Annotated in this window: 17 protein-coding genes, 2 tRNA genes and 1 riboswitch; of the genes, 8 read left to right on the plus strand and 11 right to left on the minus strand. The window is 57.8% G+C overall.

Annotated elements, in window-relative coordinates:
• Window positions 1-165 precede the first annotated feature (165 nt).
• The gene (locus FMN63_RS26140) at window positions 166-3,096 is read right to left on the minus strand and encodes a valine--tRNA ligase (RefSeq protein WP_148586999.1); all 2,931 of its coding nucleotides are present in this window, start codon (window positions 3,094-3,096) and stop codon (window positions 166-168) included.
• A gap of 183 nt (window positions 3,097-3,279) precedes the next feature.
• Between FMN63_RS26140 and FMN63_RS26145 the strand changes: the two genes are divergently transcribed.
• On the plus strand, window positions 3,280-3,708 hold the full coding sequence (locus FMN63_RS26145) for a DUF1284 domain-containing protein (RefSeq protein WP_148587000.1): 429 nt from the start codon (window positions 3,280-3,282) through the stop codon (window positions 3,706-3,708).
• A 20-nt stretch (window positions 3,709-3,728) separates the two neighbouring features.
• On the opposite strand, the gene FMN63_RS26150 is transcribed toward FMN63_RS26145, so the two are convergent.
• From FMN63_RS26150 to FMN63_RS26160, 3 genes are all read right to left on the minus strand, one after another.
• A complete protein-coding gene (locus tag FMN63_RS26150) occupies window positions 3,729-4,457 on the minus strand; it encodes a PopZ family protein (protein ID WP_148587001.1) in 729 nt (242 codons plus the stop codon).
• A 284-nt stretch (window positions 4,458-4,741) separates the two neighbouring features.
• A complete protein-coding gene (locus FMN63_RS26155) occupies window positions 4,742-6,133 on the minus strand; it encodes a TolC family outer membrane protein (protein ID WP_286192769.1) in 1,392 nt (463 codons plus the stop codon).
• Between the two features lie 210 nt (window positions 6,134-6,343).
• Window positions 6,344-7,006, minus strand: coding sequence for a protein-L-isoaspartate O-methyltransferase family protein (locus FMN63_RS26160; protein WP_148587002.1), 663 nt, complete (start codon window positions 7,004-7,006; stop codon window positions 6,344-6,346).
• A gap of 250 nt (window positions 7,007-7,256) precedes the next feature.
• On the opposite strand from FMN63_RS26160, the gene FMN63_RS26165 reads away from it, so the two are divergent.
• Both FMN63_RS26165 and FMN63_RS26170 read left to right on the plus strand, forming a co-directional pair.
• Window positions 7,257-7,330: transfer RNA gene (locus tag FMN63_RS26165), tRNA-Cys, on the plus strand.
• A gap of 417 nt (window positions 7,331-7,747) precedes the next feature.
• Window positions 7,748-8,878, plus strand: a complete 1,131-nt coding sequence (locus FMN63_RS26170) for a carboxylate-amine ligase (protein ID WP_148587003.1) — start codon at window positions 7,748-7,750, stop codon at window positions 8,876-8,878.
• 44 nt (window positions 8,879-8,922) lie between these two features.
• Here the strand turns inward: FMN63_RS26170 and FMN63_RS26175 are convergent, their stop codons facing one another.
• On the minus strand, window positions 8,923-9,216 hold the full coding sequence (locus tag FMN63_RS26175) for a hypothetical protein (protein WP_209001320.1): 294 nt from the start codon (window positions 9,214-9,216) through the stop codon (window positions 8,923-8,925).
• A gap of 295 nt (window positions 9,217-9,511) precedes the next feature.
• On the opposite strand from FMN63_RS26175, the gene cobD reads away from it, so the two are divergent.
• Complete coding sequence (gene cobD / locus FMN63_RS26180) at window positions 9,512-10,495, plus strand: threonine-phosphate decarboxylase CobD (protein WP_353619240.1); 984 nt, start codon at window positions 9,512-9,514, stop codon at window positions 10,493-10,495.
• 9 nt (window positions 10,496-10,504) lie between these two features.
• Entirely contained in the window at window positions 10,505-11,482 is a 978-nt protein-coding gene (gene cbiB, locus FMN63_RS26185; protein WP_148587005.1) for an adenosylcobinamide-phosphate synthase CbiB, read from the plus strand.
• Between the two features lies 1 nt (window position 11,483).
• Here cbiB and FMN63_RS26190 read toward each other — a convergent pair whose 3' ends face one another.
• Genes FMN63_RS26190 through cobU form a run of 6 tightly spaced genes read right to left on the minus strand, consistent with a single transcriptional unit; the run spans window position 11,484 to window position 19,422 of the window.
• A complete protein-coding gene (locus FMN63_RS26190) occupies window positions 11,484-12,974 on the minus strand; it encodes a cobyric acid synthase (RefSeq protein WP_148587006.1) in 1,491 nt (496 codons plus the stop codon).
• 6 nt (window positions 12,975-12,980) lie between these two features.
• A complete protein-coding gene (locus tag FMN63_RS26195) occupies window positions 12,981-13,280 on the minus strand; it encodes a YrhK family protein (RefSeq protein WP_148587007.1) in 300 nt (99 codons plus the stop codon).
• Between the two features lie 50 nt (window positions 13,281-13,330).
• On the minus strand, window positions 13,331-13,969 hold the full coding sequence (gene cobO, locus FMN63_RS26200; protein WP_148587008.1) for a cob(I)yrinic acid a,c-diamide adenosyltransferase: 639 nt from the start codon (window positions 13,967-13,969) through the stop codon (window positions 13,331-13,333).
• Window positions 13,966-17,724 (minus strand): cobaltochelatase subunit CobN, encoded by a 3,759-nt coding sequence (gene cobN, locus FMN63_RS26205; RefSeq protein WP_148587009.1) that lies wholly within the window; start codon window positions 17,722-17,724, stop codon window positions 13,966-13,968. The genes cobO and cobN overlap by 4 nt, the downstream gene beginning before the upstream one ends.
• A gap of 34 nt (window positions 17,725-17,758) precedes the next feature.
• On the minus strand, window positions 17,759-18,874 hold the full coding sequence (gene cobW, locus FMN63_RS26210; protein WP_148587010.1) for a cobalamin biosynthesis protein CobW: 1,116 nt from the start codon (window positions 18,872-18,874) through the stop codon (window positions 17,759-17,761).
• Window positions 18,871-19,422, minus strand: coding sequence for a bifunctional adenosylcobinamide kinase/adenosylcobinamide-phosphate guanylyltransferase (cobU, locus tag FMN63_RS26215; RefSeq protein WP_148587011.1), 552 nt, complete (start codon window positions 19,420-19,422; stop codon window positions 18,871-18,873). Before cobU ends, cobW begins: the two co-directional genes overlap by 4 nt.
• A 33-nt stretch (window positions 19,423-19,455) precedes the next feature.
• Window positions 19,456-19,673, minus strand: a riboswitch (cobalamin riboswitch).
• Window positions 19,674-20,007: 334 nt separating this feature from the next.
• Here cobU and FMN63_RS26220 point away from each other — a divergent pair.
• The 3 genes from FMN63_RS26220 to FMN63_RS30095 all read left to right on the plus strand — a co-directional run bounded on the left by FMN63_RS26220 (window position 20,008) and on the right by FMN63_RS30095 (window position 21,359).
• A tRNA-Asn gene (locus tag FMN63_RS26220) sits at window positions 20,008-20,083 on the plus strand.
• 367 nt (window positions 20,084-20,450) lie between these two features.
• Complete coding sequence (locus FMN63_RS30090) at window positions 20,451-20,930, plus strand: cupin-like domain-containing protein (RefSeq protein ID WP_148587012.1); 480 nt, start codon at window positions 20,451-20,453, stop codon at window positions 20,928-20,930.
• A gap of 3 nt (window positions 20,931-20,933) precedes the next feature.
• Window positions 20,934-21,359 (plus strand): cupin-like domain-containing protein, encoded by a 426-nt coding sequence (locus FMN63_RS30095; protein ID WP_148587013.1) that lies wholly within the window; start codon window positions 20,934-20,936, stop codon window positions 21,357-21,359.
• Window positions 21,360-21,425: the final 66 nt, after the last annotated feature.

The raw sequence follows: 21,425 nt of genomic DNA on the forward strand, positions 1-21,425 counted from the left end.
AAGGCCTGCGCGCAGGCGCCTAACCGCTCTCATGATGTCAAACTGGTCCGCCATCAGCTTCAATTCGATTCCTCGGATGCCAAGCATACGTATGTTCTTTTATGCGGCGCTAGCACCGAATTGCGGCCCGGAAAAGACAAAGCTTGTTCCGAGCCTCGAAATGATCTAGCCGATTTCCGCCAAACGGCCGAGAGCCGTCTGGACCTTCTCCAGCTTTTCTCTGGATTCGGCAACTTTTTCCCGTTCACCGTCGACAACCTCTTCCGGGGCCTTGGCAACGAATGCCGGGTTTGAAAGCTTCTTCTCGATCTTGGTGATTTCACCTTCCAGCTTGCCGGCTTCTTTCTGAAGACGAGTCTTTTCGGCGCCGAGATCGATCACACCGGCGAGCGGAAGACAAACCGTGGCTTCACCAACAATGATCTGGGCTGCGCCTGAAGGAGCCGCATCTGCCAGCGTCACTGTCACAGCTCGGGCCAAACGAAGAATGGCGGACTCGTGGGTCTGCAGCCGGGCTTTGGTCTTCTCGCTGGCCCCCGTCACGATCACGGAGACCTTTGTCCCTGCCGGAATGTTCATTTCCGCGCGAACTGACCGGATTTCGGAAATCAGATCGACAAGCCAGTTGATTTCCCCAGCTGCGTCCTCGTCAGAAACCTTCGCTTCCGGCCAGGCCGCCAACATAAGCAGACTGTCCTGAGCATTGCCTTCATCACCCAGGCGCTCCCAAAGCTCTTCCGTCAGGAACGGCATGATCGGGTGCAGAACCTTCAGGATCTCGTCCAGTGCCCAAGCAGCAGTCGCGCGGGTTTCTGCCTTGGCAGCTTCGTCTTCGCCGTTGAAGATCGGCTTGGCCAGTTCAAGATACCAGTCGCAGAACGTGTTCCAGGTAAAGCGGTAGATCGCACCACATGCATCATTGAACCGAAAGTCTTCCAGAGCCGCGGTTGCTTCGGCGATGCAGCGGCCCGTCTCGGTCGCAATCCAGCGGTTGAGCGTGTGCGTGGTTGCTGCCGGATCGAACCCTTGCACGCGCGCGCATCCGTTCATTTCCGCGAACCTTGCCGCATTCCAGAGCTTGGTTGCAAAGCGTTGACCGCCTTCGGCAGCCTGGTCGGACATCCGCAGCATTCTGCGGGCCTGGACTTCCTGGCTTGCAAGCGCGAACCGGGTCGCGTCGGCCCCGAACCGTCCGATCAGATCCAGCGGATCAATCACATTGCCGGTCGACTTGGACATCTTCTTGCCCTTGCCGTCGACGACGATCGAGTTGAAATAGACCGTGTGGAAAGGCACTTCATCCATGAAATGAAGTCCCTGCATCATCATCCGGGCAACCCAGAAGAAAATGATGTCGAGGCCCGTAATGAGCACATCGGTCTTGTAGTAGCGTGCCAGTTCCGGCGTCTTGTTCGGCCAGCCCATCGTCGAGAACGGCCAGAGCGCGGAAGAGAACCAGGTATCCAGAACGTCTTCATCCCGCGTCAGCGCCTTGCCGCCGGCCATTGCAACGGCTTCTTCCTCGGAATGCGCGCAGTATTCCGTGCCGTCTTCGTCATACCAGACCGGGATCTGATGGCCCCACCAGAGCTGGCGCGAAATACACCAGGGCTGAATGTCGTTGAGCCAGTTGAAGTAGACCTTGTCGGCGTTGCCGGGAATAAGTTTGGTCGTGCCGTCCTGAACGGCTTTCAGGGCCGGTGCCGCCAATGTCTTGGCGTCGACGAACCACTGGTCGGTCAACATGGGTTCGATGACGACCTTGGACCGATCTCCGAACGGCTGCATGATTTTCTTGGATTCAACCAGTGGAAGACGTTCGGGCGCGTCCGCGCCTTCTTCCAGCGGACGAACGACTGCCCGGCCAAGTGAATTCCACTCCGGCGCCTGTCCCTTCATCCATGCGACATCTGGATGATCGGCCGGAACCGTGACGGCCAGACCTTCCGCCGTGATCTGTTCAATCACCCGTTTACGCGCTTCGAACCTGTCGAGACCGCGCAGGTCCTCCGGAACGATGTTGATCAGGTCGACCTCTTGAAGGGTCATCTCAGCGCCATTGATGATCGCCTGAGCCTTGCCGGCTTCTTCGACATAAGGCGCACCGTCGGCGCGCATCGCACCCTTGGTGTCCATGAGACGGTACATCGGGATCTTGTTACGCTGCGCGACGCCGTAGTCGTTGAAGTCATGCGCACCGGTGATCTTGACCGCACCCGAGCCGAAATCCGGATCCGGATACTCGTCTGTGATGATCGGGATCAGGCGACGATGCTCCTTCGGCCCGACCGGAATCTCACAGAGTTTGCCAACAATCGGCTTGTATCGCTCGTCATCCGGATGAACGGCAACCGCGCCGTCGCCGAGCATCGTTTCCGGGCGTGTCGTGGCAATCGAAATATAGTCGCGGGTCTCGCGAAGAGTGATGTTCCCCTCTTCGTCCTTCTCGACGTATTCATAGGTCGCGCCGCCGGCCAGCGGATAGCGGAAGTGCCACATGTGGCCATCGGTCTCGATGTTCTCGACCTCAAGATCCGAAATGGCGGTCTCCATTTTCGGGTCCCAGTTGACCAGCCGTTTGGATTTGTAGATCAGGCCCTCGTTATAGAGGTCGACAAAAACCTTGCGAACAGCCTCGGACAGGCCTTCGTCCATCGTGAAGCGTTCGCGCGACCAGTCACACGACGCCCCCAGACGCTTCAGCTGAGCGATGATTGCGCTGCCGACTTCTCCCTTGTAGCGCCACGCCCGTTCGACAAATGCCTTGCGGCCGATTTCTCTGCGGCTTGGCTCATTGCGCTCGGCCATCTGTCTTTCGACAGCGATCTGTAGCGCAATGCCTGCATGGTCCGTTCCCGGCTGCCAAAGGGTGTCGAAACCCTGCATGCGTTTCCAGCGGATCAGGATGTCCTGCAGGGTGTTGTTGAGAGCATGCCCCATATGCAGCGAACCGTTCACGTTGGGCGGCGGAATTACGATGGAAAAGGAGGCTGCGCCCTCTTTGGCACCAGCTCCGGCCTTGAAGGCCTCCGCCTTTTCCCAGGTTTCGTAAATCCGCGGCTCAACGCTGGCCGCATCGTAGGTCTTATCCAGCATCAGGGTCACTCAATGGGAGAATGAATTTCGATTTTCGTGAAGCACCGTGTAAATCGGATGCGATGCCGCAAGTCAACCGCCTATGCAGGCCAATCCCGCAGCCATGTGGCGCTTTTGGAAGGAGAAACGCCTATCCGTCGATCCGAACTTGGGTCCGAAGGCGTTTGCTGCGATAAGCAGATCATGACCGTTTCAATCCGTCCGCACCACCTGCTTTGTATGCTGACCTATCTGGGCAAGGGCTATACGCCCGCCTTCGTCGAGAACTACAGCATAATCGTTCAACGCCTGAATGACGGTGAGCCAATCGCGTTGGTGGATGGTCCTGACGCCTTGTGTCACCCCATGTTGAGCGAACCGTGCTGCCATTGCCGAAATGAAAGCGTTCGTAACAGAGACCGGACGGCGGCCAACGATATCGCACATGCTCTCGGGCACTCTGTCGAAACCGGCGACAGTTTCGTTTTAACCGGCCAGGACATAGCTCTTTTGAGAAATGCATTCGCCAACGGCGCACTCCGAAAGGCTTGCGAAGGATGCGAATGGCATGACCTGTGTTCGTCAATTGCCCGGAAAAAATACAGGGGATGCCATCTGGCACCCCCTGACTGAAAACGTCGGACAATTTCGGCCTAGCGCCGGCGCGTCACGCGCTGGATTTCCTTCTGGACCATCTGCTCCACCATGCCGGGCAGATTCTGGTCGAGCCAGGCCTTCAGCATCGGCCGCAGCATTTCCTTGACCAGCTCTTCCACTGTCTGCGCCTGGGTCCCCACAAACATGTTCGACAGATTGTCGAAAGCTGCGTGAACCGCTTCGCCAGTGTTCATCGAGGTCAGAGGGGCGTCGACGGGCACATCCGGCAGGTCGTCCGGTACCGGGCTGGTCTCCATGGCCGGCTCAGGATCGAATGCCGGTTCCGGCTCGGGTGCTGGAGAAGCCGCGAAAGATATGTCGCCGTCGTCACCGTCCAGGTCCTCAGCCATACCCTCGACCATGTCCATTGCATCGTCTTCGGGAATGGCCAATTCTTCAGTCAGCTCAAGAACATCGTCGCCTTCGTCTTCCTCGGCATCCGCGGCCATCGCCGCTGCCATATCATCCGCATCATCGTCTTCCGCGGGTATGTCTTCTTCGTCGTCGCTGCTCATGTCGAACAGCTTGTCGAGATCGTCCTGGGACATTTCGGAGGCATCGCCCATATCGTCCGTCGCCTCTTCTTCTACTGGTGTCTCTACGGGTTCAGTGCTGCCGTTTTCGCCTTCGTCGGCTCCCTGGGAGTCCTCATCGGATATGATTCGGCGGATCGATGCGAGGATTTCCTCCATCGACGGCTCATCAGCCTTCTTCGCCTGCGCCATGACTTCCCCCGTACTTACCGGCTACGCTCAGGAACAATCGGTTCCGTCAAAATGATTCGTTAACCGAAATTATGAGGGTCCATAGGAAACGCGCAAAGTGAACGCGCTCCGATGCATCGCCTTATCCCCTTTTTAGTCGGAAATTACCGACCACGGGTGGATATCGCCCAGGCGTTTCTCGTCATCCTTCGTAAATTTATCAGGATGTTATGCCAAACAACAAAAGCAGCTGAAGATCTTTCGACCATCAGCCACCATCGTGACGGAGACAAGTTACGAGTTTCTTAGCGCCCATCCGGTGTACGCAGTCCGAACCATTGATCGCGCACGGCCTGGTAATGCTGTTTCGGATTGTAGCGGGCAACACTGAGGCCGAGCGATTCTGCATCCAACCGGCCTACAGAGGCGACCAGCTGATAGCCACTTACGATCCGGTTACGCTGTGCGGTCACGAGATTTGATTGCTGTATCACCAGTTCACGCTGCGCATCCAAGACATCAAGCGTTGTCCGCTGACCGACGCGCTGCTCTTCAATGACACCTTCCAAGGCGAGCTGCTGCGCCTTGACGGCGGCCTGTGCCGCAACAATGGACGCTTCAGCAGCCTGGTAATTGCCCCAGGCGGAAATGACGTTGGCCCGAATCTGATCGCGTGCGACATCCAGCTGCAATCGGGTCTGGCCCAGTTCTTCCTTCGCCTGACGAACCCGCGAGGACACGCCACCACCCTGGTACAGCGGAATGCTGACATTCCCGAAGATCTGGGCATTGTCGCTATAGTCGGTCACGGGTGACGGGTTCCAAGATCTGGAAACGCTGCCATCAAGTGTTACTGTCGGCAGAAGCTCACCTTCGATCGTCTTGATGTTGAAGATGGCGGCATCGACCAGATGCTGAGCCTGACGGATCAGCGGCTGGTGCGTTTCGCTCATCTGCATCGCGTTTTCGATGGACTTCGGAACAAAACGGCTGATGGACGTGTCGGCCGACAGGCTGCGTGCTTCCACACCGATGATCTGGCGATAGATGGCACGACTGGTGTTCAGGTTGGCCATTGCGGTGTTGAGGCTGGCACGTGCTTCGGAAGCACGGGCTTCCGCCTGGCTCACATCCGTCCGGGTGCCTTCACCTACATCGAACCTGTCGCGAGCGGCCCTGACCTGTTCCTGGAGGAAAGCAAGGTCACTACGCTGCAGCGACACAAGAGCGGTATCCCTGATCACATCCACATAGGATGTGGCGGCGTCGAGCAGTGTGTCCTGTTCCGTCGACATAAGGCTTTCGCGCTGAGCGCGAACAACAGCTTCTGCCTGACGAGTGGAGTTGATCGTCCGGAAGCCACGGAACAGGGTCTGACTGATGGTCAGGGAGATCGACGCATTGTTGCGGTAGTCGATCGTCGAGTCGGCCCCTGTTGCGAGACGCCCGGCCGCTGCTGATGCCGTCACTGTCGGCCGCCATCCGGACAACGCCTGCGGCACGTTTTCATCCACACCACGAAGCTGCGCACGGGCTGCATTCAAGGTGGGGTTATTGGAATAGGCAAGAGCCAGCGCTTCTCTGATCGTTTCCGCTTCAGCGGGAGACAGGGAGGCACCAGTTAACGAGGCAGCGGAAACGCCCCCCATCAGCCCTACAGCAATGGTCAAAACTTTTAGAGTTGAACGACCAGACACCCCACACTCCTTACGGGTCAACCGACTTGATCATGTTGAGTAAACTGATGGGTGTTATTCTTCAACCGTTTGAGAGCGGATAATTGCGAATTTCCCCGAGTGCGGCTTAATGGCAACAAGTTCCCGCTGCATAAAGTCCAAATCTGATTGTCAAAGAAAAACCCGCCGGACTCCAGCGGGTTTCCAATTATCTGACATGGCGTCGACGCTTCAGAATACGAACTCTTCCGCTTTGGCGAAGCCCGGCAAAAGGCTCACAGATGCATTGAAGCCGAATCGGCTGCTGACCGCAGTGCCCGACTTTTGGTAAAGCTTGGCGACACCGGATCCACCGCGACCTTCGATCACGGCCAGGCGGCCAGCGGGCTTCAACTGGTCTGTCAGCGTCTGTGGCAATACCTCAACAGCACCATCCACAAGAATGACATCGTAAGGGCCCTCGGAGGAATAGCCCTCGGCCAATGCCCCTTCCACGACCACCGCATTTTCAATGCCGAGGTCTACCAAAACCTCAGTGGCGGTCTTGGCGAGATCCGGATTTTCCTCCAGAGCGACGACAGAAGCAGCAAGTTTGGAGACCACGGCTGCGCTGTAGCCAGTTCCCGCGCCGATGACCAGAACGATATCGCCTTCCTGGATTTCAGCCAGCTGCACCAGCTTTCCGAAAATATGCGGCTTCATCAGCATGCGGCCCGTATCGGCCCCGCCAACCGGAAGGTCCTCATCAATATAGGCAACGGCACGCTTGGATGCCGGTACGAAGCGCTCGCGCGGCACCAGTTCCATTGCGTCCAGAATCCGGTGATCGGTCACATCGTTGGTACGCAGCTGGTTATCCACCATCTTGCGGCGGGACTGATTAAAGTCCGTCATATCGGCCCTCACTTTGACATGCCGGATTACCGGCGCCTCTTGAGAAACGTTCATTAGCGATGCAAAGGCTGCCTGACAAGTATCCGTGCAAACAGATCCCGCAATCGCACCACGTTTCTGCGGAAAATAGACTGCGACAAAGGGGTTTCTTCAAATCGGTCTCCCGCAACGGTGGAAATGTGTACGGCGTTAAATTCAGGGCTTGACCAAATCGCGCAACTGTTTGATAAGGCGCGGCACACCACCTAGGGGCCCTGTGGCGGAGTGGTGACGCAGCGGATTGCAAATCCGTGTACACCGGTTCGATTCCGGTCGGGGCCTCCACTTCCTGTTTTCGCTCAGATCGTTTTTCACGTGCCGTCGCCTGGACGGTGCTGGTGATTTCTTGATCCGTTGCACCTTGGCCTCTTTTCAGAAGCGCTGCAAACGGGAAATCCTCGTGAATGTGCAATCCGAAAACGCCGCTGCCGAACGGTAAGTTTTGAGCGTATCTTCACGCAGCAACTTCAAGACCGCTGGAAAACGACTAGGATGTGCTCCCCTTTTTTAGGATTCGTGGCCTGCCGAAAACGGCGACCTTCAACTCCCCCCCTTTGCCCGCTTGCCCGCTTTGCCTCGACGTTTGATGTCGAAGACCTATAGCCGAGCCGGACAGATCGCAGCGGTCCGTCGGTCCCTGAACATCCCATGCGCCTACTTTCTGGCTTGACCTGACGTTACAATTTCCCGGAAGCTCACCTCATGAAGGAACCGAGTTTCACCATCGGGGTCGAGGAAGAATATCTCCTTGTGGACAAATCGACCCGCAAGCTGGCGAGTTCGCCGCCGCCCGAGCTCTTCAAGGCTTGCGAAAGCGCCCTTGAAGGACGGGTCAGTCCTGAATTCCTGAAATGCCAGATAGAGGTTGGCACACCGGTCTGCTCCAGTCTTCAGGAGGTGCGATCTGAACTCGGGTTCCTCCGCAAGACGATTGCGGACGAAGCCGCAGCGTTCGACCTGGCACCAATTGCTTCCTCAACGCACCCGTTCGCAGATTGGACGGACCAGCCGCACACAGACAAGGAACGCTACAACGAAATCGCCAGGACCATGCAAGTCGTGGTCAAGCGCATGGTGATCTGTGGCATGCATGTGCATGTCGGCATCGAGGATGAGGAATTGCGCATCGAGCTGTTCAACCAGCTCGCCTATTTCCTGCCGCACTTGCTGGCCCTCAGCACATCGTCGCCTTTTTGGCGAAGCCGGAACACCGGCCTGAAATCGTACCGGCTGTCGGTTTTCAACGAGATGCCGCGAACGGGGCTGCCGCCCGGTTTCAATAGCTATTTCGACTATCTGCACACGGTTGATATTCTCGTTCGCGCCGGCGCCATTGAGGATGCCACCAAGATCTGGTGGGACCTGCGACCCTCGGACAGGTTTCCAACGTTGGAAATGCGCATAACCGATGTCTGCCCGCTGCTGGACGATGCAATGGCGATTGCAGCAACTTTCCGATGCCTATGCCGAATGCTTTTCAGGTTGCGCCGTGTCAATCAGGGCTGGCGGCAGTATTCGCGGTTTCTGCTGGCGGAAAACCGTTGGCAGGCACAACGGCACGGAAGCACTGCCAGACTGATCGATTTCGGCCTGAATGAAACAACAGCTTTCCCGGACATGATCGAAGAGCTGATCGAACTCATCCAACCCGACGCCGTTCATTTTGGCTGTGAGGCCGATGTGGCCCACCTGAGAGAGATTGCTGCAAGGGGAACATCCGCTGAACGCCAACTCAAACTGGCCGGAGACATTCCAGAGGACGGTCAGATACCTCAGGACACCCTTGTAAAGGTTGTCGACCAACTGATTTCGGAGACTCAACAAGGGCTTTGACGGAAGGAAACCTTCCCAGGTCTTGAAACGTGATAACAACCGAATTATCGCGGCGGCGTGCCATGTGTGCCTGTGTGAAAAAAGTCCGAAGAACCGGTGAGCACAAACGCAAACTCGTCAATTTCCTCTATAACCGCCGCTGCCGAGCGTGACAGGCCCGACCTGGGGCGCATGCCGCGCTGTGCCTTGATCAACGCCTGCCGTGCAAGGGCAAGCTGAACCAGCAGAGCTTCACGTTCGGTATCCTGCAATGGTGAATGACGGCTGCTTTTTGGCATCGGGCGTCCTTTCGTGCACTTTATGATCAATTTGTTCTTCTTTTGTTCTTTCTTCTGCAAATCGCCAGGCCTGTCAATGCGCCTCAGGTTGCTTTGTGGTGTGCCGTACCCGCCGCCCTTGCACGCAATCGGTAACCGAACTGACAGGTTTCGCCATAAACGCTTGAAAGCACGAGCACCTTGCGCTTAACAACGAGATGCTGCCTCCGAGCAGACTTTGGAGACGTTCCTGCGGCAGCGCATGTCGGGAACCGTCTGTACTTTTGATCTTTCAACCGGCTAGATGACTGGACGAAGGGTGGATTGTCCGATCCGCCAACTGCAAGAGGCATATTCGATGGAACACGGCGGGGATTTGACCCTTGCGATTGAGCGCTTTGGCGGAACGCGGGACGACTGGCTGGATTTGTCGACCGGGATCAATCCCTACAGCTACCCTGTGCCGGACGCTCTGCCGTCTTCAGCCTGGACCGCCCTGCCCGCACGCGGCGCGGAAGAACATCTGATTGCAGCCGCCCGAAACGCATACCGTATTCCAGACCATCTCGGTGTCATTGCAGCGCCGGGGACGCAGATCCTCCTGTCGCTGCTGCCGACGATCCTGCCGGATGGACCGGTGGTCGTGGCCACTCCGACCTACACCAGTCACAAGGATGCCTGGACCAGGGAAAGCCGCGCACCAATTGAGGTGTCCAGCGTCTACTCCCTGCCCGCCGATACGAAAATCCTGGTACTCGTCAACCCGAACAACCCGGACGGGCGTCTGACAGATGTCAAAAGCCTCATCGAGATCGCACAGACATTGAGTGCAAGAGGCGGCTATCTGGTGGTTGACGAAGCCTTTGCGGATGTCGTTCCGGGAGCCAGCCTGCTGCCGCATATCGGTACGGAAAACGTCGTCGTGCTGAGATCCTTCGGCAAGTTCTTCGGTCTTGCCGGTTTGCGTATCGGCTTTCTCGCCGGTGAAAAGACTGCGATCTCCAGCATGTCCAGACTTCTCAATAGCTGGAGCCTCAGCGGTCCGGCACTGGAAATCGGTGCCAAAGCCTTGAGAGACAGTGCCTGGCAGGACCGGATCACCCGGCAGTTGATTGAGGATATGGCGGACCTCACCGTTGCCCTTTCACAAGCCGGCCTTAGCGTATTCGGCGGCACACCTCTTTATGCGCTCGCCGGTCTGCGGAATCCGAAGGCCTTGCATGAAAGCCTCGCCCGCAGACGGATCTGGACACGGATATTCGACTACGCCCCAACCTGGATCCGTTTCGGCCTGCCCGGTGGCCCGGAAAACCTGAAACGTCTGACCGACGCTCTTGACGAAGCGCTGCAAGAGGTCTGACGGACTGGAATGCTCCTCTACGACCACGCCCTCTGGCTGCTTCTCGCCGCGCTGTTACTGGACGCATTGATCGGCGATCCTGATTGGATGTGGCAACGCTTGCCACATCCGGTCGTCTGGATCGGCAAAGTAATCGGGCTGTTCGACCGTCGTTTCAACAAGACGGAATACGCCCCTGAAACGCGAAAACTCGGTGGCGTTCTGACATTGCTTGTTCTGCTCGCCGGTGCCGGATTTATCGGTGCCGCAATTGAGGCAACCGCCAACTGGCTGCCTTATGGCAGGGTGCTTGAGGCTGTCGTGGCCGCGATTTTCATTGCCCAGAACAGTCTCTACCGTCACGTCGCCGCGGTCCGGGACGGGTTGATCAAAGACGGGTTGGACGGGGGGCGCAAAGCGGTTTCCATGATCGTCGGACGCGACCCGAACCGACTGGATGAGGCCGGTGTCTCGCGGGCAGCCATCGAGTCCTGCGCCGAGAACTATTCTGACGGGATCATGGCACCTGTCTTCTGGTTCGCCATGCTCGGCCTTCCCGGATTGATCGCCTACAAGGCAGTGAACACGGCCGACAGCATGATCGGCCATAAGAACGAGGTTTATGCCGACTTCGGCTGGGCCGCTGCCAGGTTCGACGATCTGATCAACCTGCCCGCGTCACGCCTCGCGGGTCTTTTTATCGCTCTCTGCGCGCCCTTGTCCCGAGGTTCGGTGCGCAAGAGCATCGCCTGTATTCTGGATGATGCGAGAAAACACCGCTCGCCGAATGCCGGCTGGCCGGAAGCCGCCATGGCAGGTGCGCTGAACCTGGCGCTTGCAGGGCCGCGGGTCTATCCGGGGTATACGGTCAACGACCGCTACCTGAATACAAGCGGACGCAAGGATGCAAGGGCGGAAGATATCACGCGCGCCTTGAGGATCCTGGTCGGCTGCTTCGCGCTTGAAGCATTGCTGATTGCAGGTCTGGCGCTGTTGTTGGCCTTCTAGATCAGGCGTTGTCACCTGTTCTGCGTGCAATCTTCAGGATGGACTCTACATCGAGGACCTGGTCCAGATGCCGTGCGAGATCGTCCAGAATCCGGTCGATGTCTTGATCGTAGCTGAGCTCTGACCGGACGCAGAGAGCCTCCAGAAATGCGGCACGGAAATCATCGTCGGTGAAAAGGCCATGGATGTAGGTTCCATAGACGCGACCATCCGTCGAGACCGCACCATCTGCCCGCCCCTCATCAAGTCGCATCATGGGGTTGGCACAATCCGGCCCGGACGTGCGGCCGACATGAATTTCGTATCCGGAGACAGGGGCTCCGCTGGCAACATGGGTACCGCGTGCGGCAATGGTTGATTTTTCTGCCGTCAGGATGGTTTCGACATCCAGATATCCGAGTCCTTCCGCCGTTCCAGGAGATCCCTCGATACCCTCCGGATCGGAGATGGTCTTGCCCAGCATCTGGTAACCGCCACAAACGCCCAGAATATGCCCGCCCCGGCGATGGTGTGCCTTGAGATCAATGTCCCACCCCTGCTTTCGAAAGAAAGCAAGGTCTCCGACCGTGGACTTCGACCCGGGTAAAAGCACAACGTCGGCGTCTCCCGGCAACGGCGTGCCGGGCTGAACAAGCTCCAGTGTTACGCCCGGTTCAAGCCGGAGCGGATCGAGGTCATCAAAATTGGCAATCCGTGAAATCACGGGCACGACAATCTTCAGGCCGCCATCCCCAAAACCGTCTGACAGACCGAGTGCATCCTCCGCAGGAAGTTTCGCTGCGTCGGCAAACCACGGCACAACGCCAAGACCCTGCCATCCGGTGCGTCTTTCGATTTCCCGCAAGCCCTCATCAAACAGGCTTGGGTCGCCCCGGAACCGGTTGATGAAAAAGCCCTTGATGCGCTGACGTTCTTCATCTTCCAGAACCGCGCAGGTTCCCACAACGGAGGCGATGACACCGCCGCGGTCGATGTCTGCACACAGGATCACCGGCAGATCAGCGGCTTCGGCGAAGCCCATGTTAGCGATGTCACCAGACCTTAGATTGATCTCCGCAGGGCTGCCAGCGCCTTCCACAATCACCAGATCCGCACCTGAAGCGTTTATCGAGAAACTTTCCAGAACTCTCGGTAATAATTCCGCTTTCTGCTTTCCATACTCCCGTGCCCTCATCGTCCCATGGCGCTGCCCCTGGACGATCACCTGCGCACCGATGTCCGTCTCGGGCTTCAACAAAACCGGGTTCATATGAACACTCAAGGGCACGCGGCAGCCCATGGCTTGCAACGCCTGGGCTCTCCCGATCTCGCCACCATCGGCGGTCACGGCAGCATTGTTCGACATGTTCTGTGGCTTGAAAGGGCGAACCGACAGGCCGCGGTTGGCAAACAGACGGCACAGACCAGCAACGATCAGGCTTTTGCCGACATTCGAACCCGTACCCTGGATCATGATTGCCGGCACCTTGCCGGTGGACATCTGTTCTGCCATTCAATTTCAGTCTTTGCCGAAAGGAGGCGCCCCATAAGGCCGGAACTCGGAGGGGATCGGCAGGTTGGCGAGCCGCAGCTCGAGTATCAAGCGGACCGTCGGACGCACAGCGAACAGAACAGACCCGATAACGAACAACCAGGTACCCGCATAAATCAGGCTGTCGTAGAAAAAGAAGATACTGCCGACAAGAAAGGTCAAGGCGGCCAGAAACTCGACGATGGTTCGATAAAGTTCGTATTTTCGAACTATTTCCACATGCGTCTGCGAGGCCGTGCGGAGACGATGGTCGAATAGCTTTTTCATCCTCGTTTCCCCCTAATTTTCATCGTGTTGAGCGACCCTGAGGACAGGTCCTAGAACTCGATGCCTTCCTGGGGTTTCACGCCAGACCGGAACGGGTGTTTTATCTGGGTCATGTCGGTTACGAGATCGGCGATATCGATCAGCTCGTCCTTGGCATTGCGCCCGGTGATGACGACATGGACGTCCTCCGGTTTTTCGTTCTTCAGGAAGTCGACGACCTCGTTGATGTCGAGATAGTCGTAGCGCAGCACGATGTTGAGCTCGTCGCACAGGATCAGGCGATACTCGCCGGAAGTGATCATCTCCTTGGCGGCTTGCCAGGCTTCGTTCGCCGCATCGATATCCCGCTGACGGTCCTGAGTTTCCCATGTGAAGCCCTCACCCATCCGCTTGATCGTGACAAGATCGGAGAAGCGTTCCAGAGCCATGCGCTCGCCGGTCTCGATCCGCCCCTTCACGAATTGCACCACGCCCACCTTGTGGCCGTGACCGAGCGAGCGGAACACCATTCCGAAACCGGCTGTCGATTTGCCCTTGCCCTTGCCGGTGTGGACGATCAGCAAGCCCTTTTCAAGGGTCTTGGTCGCCATGATCTTGTCACGCGCGGCTTTTTTCTTGCGCATCTTTTCCGCATGGCGGGCATTGAGTTCTTCTTCGGTCTGTTCCGGCTTGTCCTTGTCGGCGGTCACGATGCGTCCGTCCCTTCCAGTCTTGTTTTCAAATCATTTAGTACAGCATGGGTCGAATTGCGCCGCGGCGTCCAGAGGCCGCGTTCGATTGCTTCCAGAAACCGGTCCAGCATTTCATTGAGCCCGGCCGGATTGGCGTCCTTGAGGAAGTCCAGGACTGCTTCGTTGTCCAGATAGGCATCATAGAGCTGGTCAAAATGGTGATCACCAACGGCCCGGGTCGTTGCGGCAAAGGCAAAGAGATAGTCGAGCGTGGCAACCATCTCGAAAGCCCCCTTGTAGCCATGCCGCATGACACCCGCGATCCACTTCGGATTTGCCGCCCGTCCACGCACGACCCGGCCGATTTCCTCAGACAAGGTGCGCACCACAGGGCTTTCCGGCCGCGAATGGTCGTTGTGATAGACCGATGGCGCGTCGCCTTTCAGCGCTTCCACCGTGGCCGCCAACCCGCCTTCGAACTGGTAGTAATCATCACTGTCGAGGAGATCGTGCTCGCGGTTGTCCTGATTGTGCAGGACGGCATCGACGGTTTTTAGTCTGGTTTCAAGATCGTTTCTGGCAACAGCGCCTTCCGCTCCGCCCCCATAGGCGTATCCGCCCCAGGTGAGGAAGGCATCGGCAAAATCCGCGCGTTCTTCCCAGAGATTCTCATCGATCAATGCCTGAAGGCCTGCACCATAGGCACCCGGTTTTGAACCAAAGACGCGGAACCCTGCTCTGCGGTCGGCTTCGGCCTTGTCCAGCCCCTCGGCCTGAAGCCTCATGCTTTCCGACCGCATCCGCGCAGCAACCGGGTTGGCTTCGTCCGGCTCCTCCAGCGCACCGATCGCACGGGCAGCGCTGTCAAAAAGGTCCATCTGGTGGGGAAAGGCGTCGCGGAAGAACCCCGAAACCCGCAAGGTGACATCGATACGCGGACGTCCAAGTTCGGCCAGTTTCAGGATTTCAAACCCGGTGACCCGACCGGATCCCTGTTCCCAGACCGGCCGCGCGCCAATCAGAGCAAGTGCCTGGGCAATGTCGTCGCCGCCGGTTCGCATGTTGGCTGTGCCCCAGCACGTCAACACGAGTGATTGCGGCCATTCGCCTTCTTCCTGGAAAAACCGTTCAGCAACGAGTGACGCGGATTGCCAGCCGAGCCGCCATGCGGTCTCGGTTGGAACGGCGCGCACATCGACAGAATAGAAATTCCGGCCGGTGGGCAGCACATCCGGACGCCCACGCGACGGGGCTCCGGATGGTCCAGGGGCTACGAAGCCGCCAGCGAGCGAGGTCAGCACCGCCGATGTTTCAGCATCGCCGGAGCCGGTTACAGCCGGACGCAGGACCGCGTTCAGATCGCCCATAACGGCAAGCGTCGAAAGCCAGCTTTCAGGCACTTCACGGCTCCCTGCAACGAACTCCCGAGCAAGCCTCTCAATCCGCTCGACCGTGTCGCCTTGTGAGCGCCAGGGAGCCTCAAGGACATTTGCCAGGACGTCTGGCCGACCTTGCTGCCAGGGGGCAGCGAAATCGCAATCCAGAGGATCGAAGCCATCGAAATGAAGGTCCGCTGCGATGGCCCGTTGCAGGCTCTGTTGCTCTGGCTTGCTGCCACGCGGCACCCTTGCGAGCGCAACCAGCAGGTCGGTCAAAAGATCGCCAACCGGGCTTTCCCCGAGAATATGCAGCCCATCCCGGATCTGCAGTTCCTTGAGATCACACAGATGGGCGTCCAGGCGCGCAAGACGTGTTTCCTCGTCCATCGCGTCGGTGATGCCGATATCCTTGTCCAGACCATGTCGTGCGGCGGCGTCCAGAATGTCGCGCGTCAACGCCTTCAGACGGCGCGGATCGACACCGCTTGCCAGGTAATATTCATCCAGCAAGGTCTCCAGCTCTTCCGCAACGCCATGGCTCTCTGCGCGCGTCAGGGGCGGCGTCAGGTGATCGACGATGACAGCCGCCGTGCGCCGTTTGGCTTGGGCACCCTCGCCCGGGTCGTTGACGATGAACGGATAGATGTTCGGAACCGGCCCCAGAACGGCCTCAGGAAAACAGCTTTCGGCGAGTGCCAAGGCCTTGCCGGGCAGCCATTCCAGATTGCCATGCTTACCGAGGTGGATGACGGCATCGACCGCGAAATGCTCGCGCAGCCAGATGTAGAAGGCAAAATAGTGATGCGGCGGCACAAGCGCTGGATCGTGATAGGTCTCCTTCGGATCGATATTGTAGCCACGCGCGGGCTGAATACCGACCACCTGATTGCCGAACCGGTGCAGCGCCAGCCGAAAGTGACCACCTGTTACGTGGGGATCGTCTGAAGGGGCGCCCCAGCGCTCAACAACGGCCGATCGCACGGCGTCAGGCAATCTGTTGAACGAGCGCTCGTAGTCTTCAAGTGACAGCGCCTGATAGTCTGCCTTGCCGGCCCGGCCCTCCAGCGCATTGGTTACGCCGGACGTCAGGATATCCATCAGATCGGCTGATGTTTGCGGCCCGTCTCCGGTGTCGTATCCGGCAGCGGTCATGGTCTTCAGCAGGCGTACGCAAGACGCCGGTGTGTCAAGCCCGACGCCGTTGGCAAGACGCCCGTCCCGGTTCGGATAGTTTGCAAGAATAAGCGCGGATTTCCTGGCCTCTGCCGGTTTCCGTCCGAGTTTGGCCCAGGCGGCTGCCAGTTCTGCTGTGAACCTGATCCGGTCAGGCACAGGCGTAAAGGCAACCGGAGTCGATTGCGTGGTCTCGTCAAAGACACCTTCTTCCTTGAACGAAACCGCCCGCGTCAGGATACGGCCATCGATCTCCGGCAACACGACATGCATGGCAAGGTCGCGGATCGACAGGCCCTGATCACTTTCTTGCCAGCCCTCTTTCGAGGATGATGAGAAGACGACCTGCAGCACAGGTTTGCCCGGTCGGTCCAGCGGTGTCGGCTGATGGGCAGCACCGGCTTTGGAGACAGCAAAGGCCGTGCCGTTCAAGACAACGTCGGGTGGAGCCGCGTCGAACAGGCCTTGCAGGATGGCGACGGATTCCGCTTCCTTCAGGCTGGAAACGTAGATCGGCAGCGCATTGATGCCTGCCTTGTCGAGCGCATCGATGAGGGCGTCCAGAGGCGCGGTCTGGGCGCCTTGAACCAGGGCGCGATAAAAGGTGATTGCGGCCACCGGTCTGGCAGGGTCACGCCAGGATGCCTTCAATTGTGCAATGTCGGGTGCTGCTTTCCCGGCAAGATAAATTCCGGCACGAGGAAGGGGCACCGGATGCGCCGGTTCTTCGCCCTTTCCAATCAGATAGGCTGCGTATCTCAGGGCGTTGGCGTAATTTTCCGTTCCGCCTTCGACACAGTACCGCCAGAAACGGTGCACTTCGGCCGATGTTCTGGTGGACCGCGACGTCAGGTCTTCGTCCCATTTGTCGTCACCCGGAACGACAATCAGATCGATACCGTTCGCACGGACTTCCTCTTCGAACCTTTCCAGGCCGTAGCGCCAGTATTCCACTCCGCCCAGAATCCGCAGAACAATCAACCGGGACCCACGAACTGTCTGTTCCGCATAAAGATCAACCGAGTAGGGATGCGACAAGGCCATCAGGTTGGCGAGCCGTAGCTCCGCCCGGTCCGCCCCGAGACGGCCTTGCGCCGCAGCAAAGCTGCCCAGTTCGGTGTCTGCAGCGGACAGGAACAGAATGTCGGCCGGAGACTGGCCGAGATCGACCGCGTCCCCACCGTCATCGATCCGGCGTGTCTGACTGGCAAGAATGTGCATGCTTGGTCTTTATTTCCGGCTTGTTTTCAGCGTGTCAGGCAGCAGCCGTCAATTCACCCAGCAGACCACGCACCGCAGCCAGATCCAGACCTTTCAGACCAATCACGACAAGCTTGCCGCTGCTTTCGGCTCCAGCGGCGAACCAGATTTCGACCCGTGGACCAACGGCCTGCACCATTGCCGGCGCCGCCTTACCCTCGATCTTCACGGCGCCCTTGATGCGCAGAACGCCTTTTTGCGTCATGGCTTCAAGAACCTTTGTCTCGGCCTCTTTCAGGCTCACGAAGGACGAGACGTCCAGCACGTGGCTTTCAAAATCATCGTGATGGTGATGATCGTGGTGATGGTGGTCATCATCGTGGTCGTGGTCGTGGTCATCGTCGTGATCATGATGGTCATCATGGTGGTGATGATGTTCGTGACGGTCCGTCATGTCGTCCTCGGCAGCAGAGCCCCTACCGAGCAGAACTTCAATCGGGAGCGTGCCGTTTTCGGATGCCACCACGTGAACGGCTGGACGGACATCGGCGGCGATCTTCTCGTGCACCTGTTTCAGGGCGTCTTCCGAAACGAGATCGGCCTTGTTCAGCACAACAAGATCGGCGCACCGCAGCTGGTCATGGAAGAGTTCTTCGACCGGACTGTCGTGATCCAGGGCTTCGTCAGCAGCACGCTGTGCAGCAAGCGCATCCTCATCAAGTGCGATCCGGCCTTCGGCGAGTGCGGCTGCGTCAAGCACGGTCACAACACCATCGACCGTTACCTTCGGTTTCACGCTCGGCCAGGAAAAGGCCCGCACAAGCGGCTGCGGCAGCGCAAGACCGGAAGTTTCGATGACAATGTGCTCCGGCGGATTGTCCCGCGCGAGCAGCATTTCCATGGTCGGGAGAAAATCGTCGGCAACGGTGCAGCAGATGCAGCCATTGGTCAGCTCAACCACTTCCTCTGCGGCGCAATCAGGGTCCGCGCATCCGTTTACCAGGGAGCCGTCGAATCCCATGTCACCGAATTCGTTGACGATCAACGCGATCCGTTTGCCATTGGCGTTGGTCAGCAAGTTGCGGATCAGCGTGGTTTTGCCGGCGCCCAGAAACCCAGTGACAATGGTTGCCGGTATTTTCGCGCCGGGCTGCAAGGAAGAAGTGGTCATAGTTTGATATCCGGTTGTGAATTGGGTTTCAAAAGCAGCGGCAGCCCCGCAGCGACAAAGACGACCTGGTGGCACTCCTGTGCCATATCCTGGTTCAAACGCCCCTGCGCATCGCGAAACGACCTCGACAGTCTGTTCTCCGGCACAATTCCCATGCCGACTTCGTTGGAAACGAAGACGCAAGGGCCTCTCAGATCCTTAAGAACGGAGCGAAGTTGCGCAGTTTCAGCCACAACGTCCTTGTCAGCGAACATGAGATTGGAAAGCCAGAGCGTGAGGCAATCGACCAGAACCACGCGGTCTGCTCCGCATTCGCCTTGAAGAACGGAAACCAGATCGAGCTGTTCTTCCACGGTGTACCAGGACGGGCCGCGCTGATCCTTATGGGCGGCGATGCGACTGGCCATTTCGTCGTCGTGGGCAGCGCCAGTCGCGACATAGATTTTCCGCAGACCGGTTTCATGGGCGAGCTTTTCCGCCAACCGGCTTTTGCCGGAGCGGGCACCGCCGAGGACCAGTGTCGTCCTCTCGCCAGTTGAATGCGTCATTCCTTCTCCCCGCCGTCCGCCCGACAGCGCCATAGGGTTGCCAATGCGACGGCCGGTCTCCTGGCTTGCGGCTCAGCGCGGTCTGTACCCCTTCCCGGCCCCATAAGGACGCCAGTGGTTTTCGTACAGCCACTCACCGCTCACAGTTGCGGGGGCAGCTCCGGACCTGGACTTGAAAAAGTCCGCACCGGATTCCCGTTTCATCCGGATCGGGCATTGCCTGTTCCGGAACCGTCGGTTTCTTCCTAAACGGATCTTGAGGCCGACACAAGCAGCAGAAAGACTCGGTCACTTGCCCCGGTGATCCGGCATATCCACCCACGCCTACGCCATCTTGAGTCAAAGTCCGGCGATGGCACTGCTCAATTGCCTCGCAAGGGCGCTATCAAACAGCGCGGAACGTAGGGTTTTCCAAGCTCCACAGTCGGTCTAGCGTTCTGAAATATATCGAGTTTTCCACATAGCCTTCAAAAAAATGACGGCGCGATGAAAAAAACACCCTCGGGGGCTTGGCAAACGGATGAAGCCTTTGATATACGCATCTCCATCGACGGGGCGGCAACGCGCTGGCCCCGAGCGTGGTGATCCCCAGTAGCTCAGTTGGTAGAGCAAGCGACTGTTAATCGCTGGGTCGCTGGTTCGAGTCCGGCCTGGGGAGCCATCACCACCTCTTCTTTTTTCCCAAAACGTCCGATTCAAATTGGTTGGAAACAACGAGTTCCTCCCGTTCGCGATTGCATGCGGCAAGGTTTTCTTGCGCCTTGCAACCAACAGGTCACATCGCCGCGGACCGAAAAAGTGAGCCGCGTTCCGGGGCAGAACATCTCCCTATCGTCACGTCGACATTCATCCGTTGATCCCTGACGGCTCTCGCGTGAATGCGCGCAGGAGACGATGACGAGAGTCCCTTTCTTGATAAAATCCACGACGTCTCGTATCGTGAAATAACGTTAAGTTACTTGCGTTGGTTTCTGGGCAATTTCATCGCCAGAATTGCACCTGCAGATCTCAAAAGCCGGACACCTCTCATGATCGGCGATACAGAGCGATCCATTCCAGCAGTCACAGCAGCTCCCGGTTATGCGGAGTTTCTCGAAAGCTACTGTGACAAGGAGCAGCCCTTGCTCATCAAGGGATTGGCTAAAAGCTGGCCAGCGCGAGAAAAATGGATTTCCAAAGGACTGCGGTCGGACCTGCATAGCCTGCCATCCGTTCGCGACAGAGGCGTCTTTTTCGTAAGCCGGTCACCTGTTCTTGAGCAGGACATCGAGATGCCGGAGTTTTTGAAGGAGGTCCTCTCTTCTGACCGGATAATGAAAGATTCCGTCGCCTGGAGATTCTGGGTGAACAGCAGGAACAACCGAACGGAATTTCACTACGATACCAACGCAGAGAATGTCATCACCGTACAGGTTAAGGGGCGAAAGGAATGGGTGCTCGTATCGCCTGACACTCCGCTGCCCTGCTATCCGTTCACCAATTTTTCCCTTCTGAAAGACGAAGAATAACTTCTGAAAAACAAACAGTTTTACAAATTCGACCTGGAGGAAGGCGATCTTCTTTACCTCCCGCCGCTTTGGTACCACCGCGTGGTTGCCAAGGAAGACGAGAACATCAACATCAACTGGACGTTCACGAAGCGCGAAACCTCGGTCGTTTCGAAGGAATTCAAGCGAGATATGGAGCGCTGCGGATTGCTGCATTCCTTCAAGAACAGCGATTCCGCGCTGGTTCGGCGCAGCTATGACACCGCCATTCGCGCCCTTCCCAATGTCGGCGGGATTGGCTGGGGTCTGAAATCGTTCATTTCATCGCCCTATAGACCGAGCCGCGCTGCTCTGGTTAGCCGATTTTTCAAGGAACTGCTGCAAATACCGAACACACTACTGACGCTTCCAAATGTTCGATCAACGCTGAAAAAGGTCGACAAGACGTAAGCGACGAGACTCCAAGACTTCCCATCCCCCCTCGAATACCAGGCAGACAGCTTTTCGCCGTCATAC

This window comes from Stappia sp. BW2 (assembly GCF_008107695.1).
Lineage (GTDB): Bacteria > Pseudomonadota > Alphaproteobacteria > Rhizobiales > Stappiaceae > Roseibium.

Coding starts and splice junctions, on each gene's coding strand:
- FMN63_RS26140 (WP_148586999.1), bottom strand. CDS start 3,096: ATGCTGGATAAGACCTACGATGCGGCCAGCGTTGAGCCGCGGATTTAC.
- FMN63_RS26145 (WP_148587000.1), top strand. CDS start 3,280: ATGACCGTTTCAATCCGTCCGCACCACCTGCTTTGTATGCTGACCTAT.
- FMN63_RS26150 (WP_148587001.1), bottom strand. CDS start 4,457: ATGGCGCAGGCGAAGAAGGCTGATGAGCCGTCGATGGAGGAAATCCTC.
- FMN63_RS26160 (WP_148587002.1), bottom strand. CDS start 7,006: ATGACGGACTTTAATCAGTCCCGCCGCAAGATGGTGGATAACCAGCTG.
- FMN63_RS26170 (WP_148587003.1), top strand. CDS start 7,748: ATGAAGGAACCGAGTTTCACCATCGGGGTCGAGGAAGAATATCTCCTT.
- cbiB (WP_148587005.1), top strand. CDS start 10,505: ATGCTCCTCTACGACCACGCCCTCTGGCTGCTTCTCGCCGCGCTGTTA.
- FMN63_RS26190 (WP_148587006.1), bottom strand. CDS start 12,974: ATGGCAGAACAGATGTCCACCGGCAAGGTGCCGGCAATCATGATCCAG.
- FMN63_RS26195 (WP_148587007.1), bottom strand. CDS start 13,280: ATGAAAAAGCTATTCGACCATCGTCTCCGCACGGCCTCGCAGACGCAT.
- cobN (WP_148587009.1), bottom strand. CDS start 17,724: ATGCACATTCTTGCCAGTCAGACACGCCGGATCGATGACGGTGGGGAC.
- cobW (WP_148587010.1), bottom strand. CDS start 18,874: ATGACCACTTCTTCCTTGCAGCCCGGCGCGAAAATACCGGCAACCATT.
- cobU (WP_148587011.1), bottom strand. CDS start 19,422: ATGACGCATTCAACTGGCGAGAGGACGACACTGGTCCTCGGCGGTGCC.
- FMN63_RS30090 (WP_148587012.1), top strand. CDS start 20,451: ATGATCGGCGATACAGAGCGATCCATTCCAGCAGTCACAGCAGCTCCC.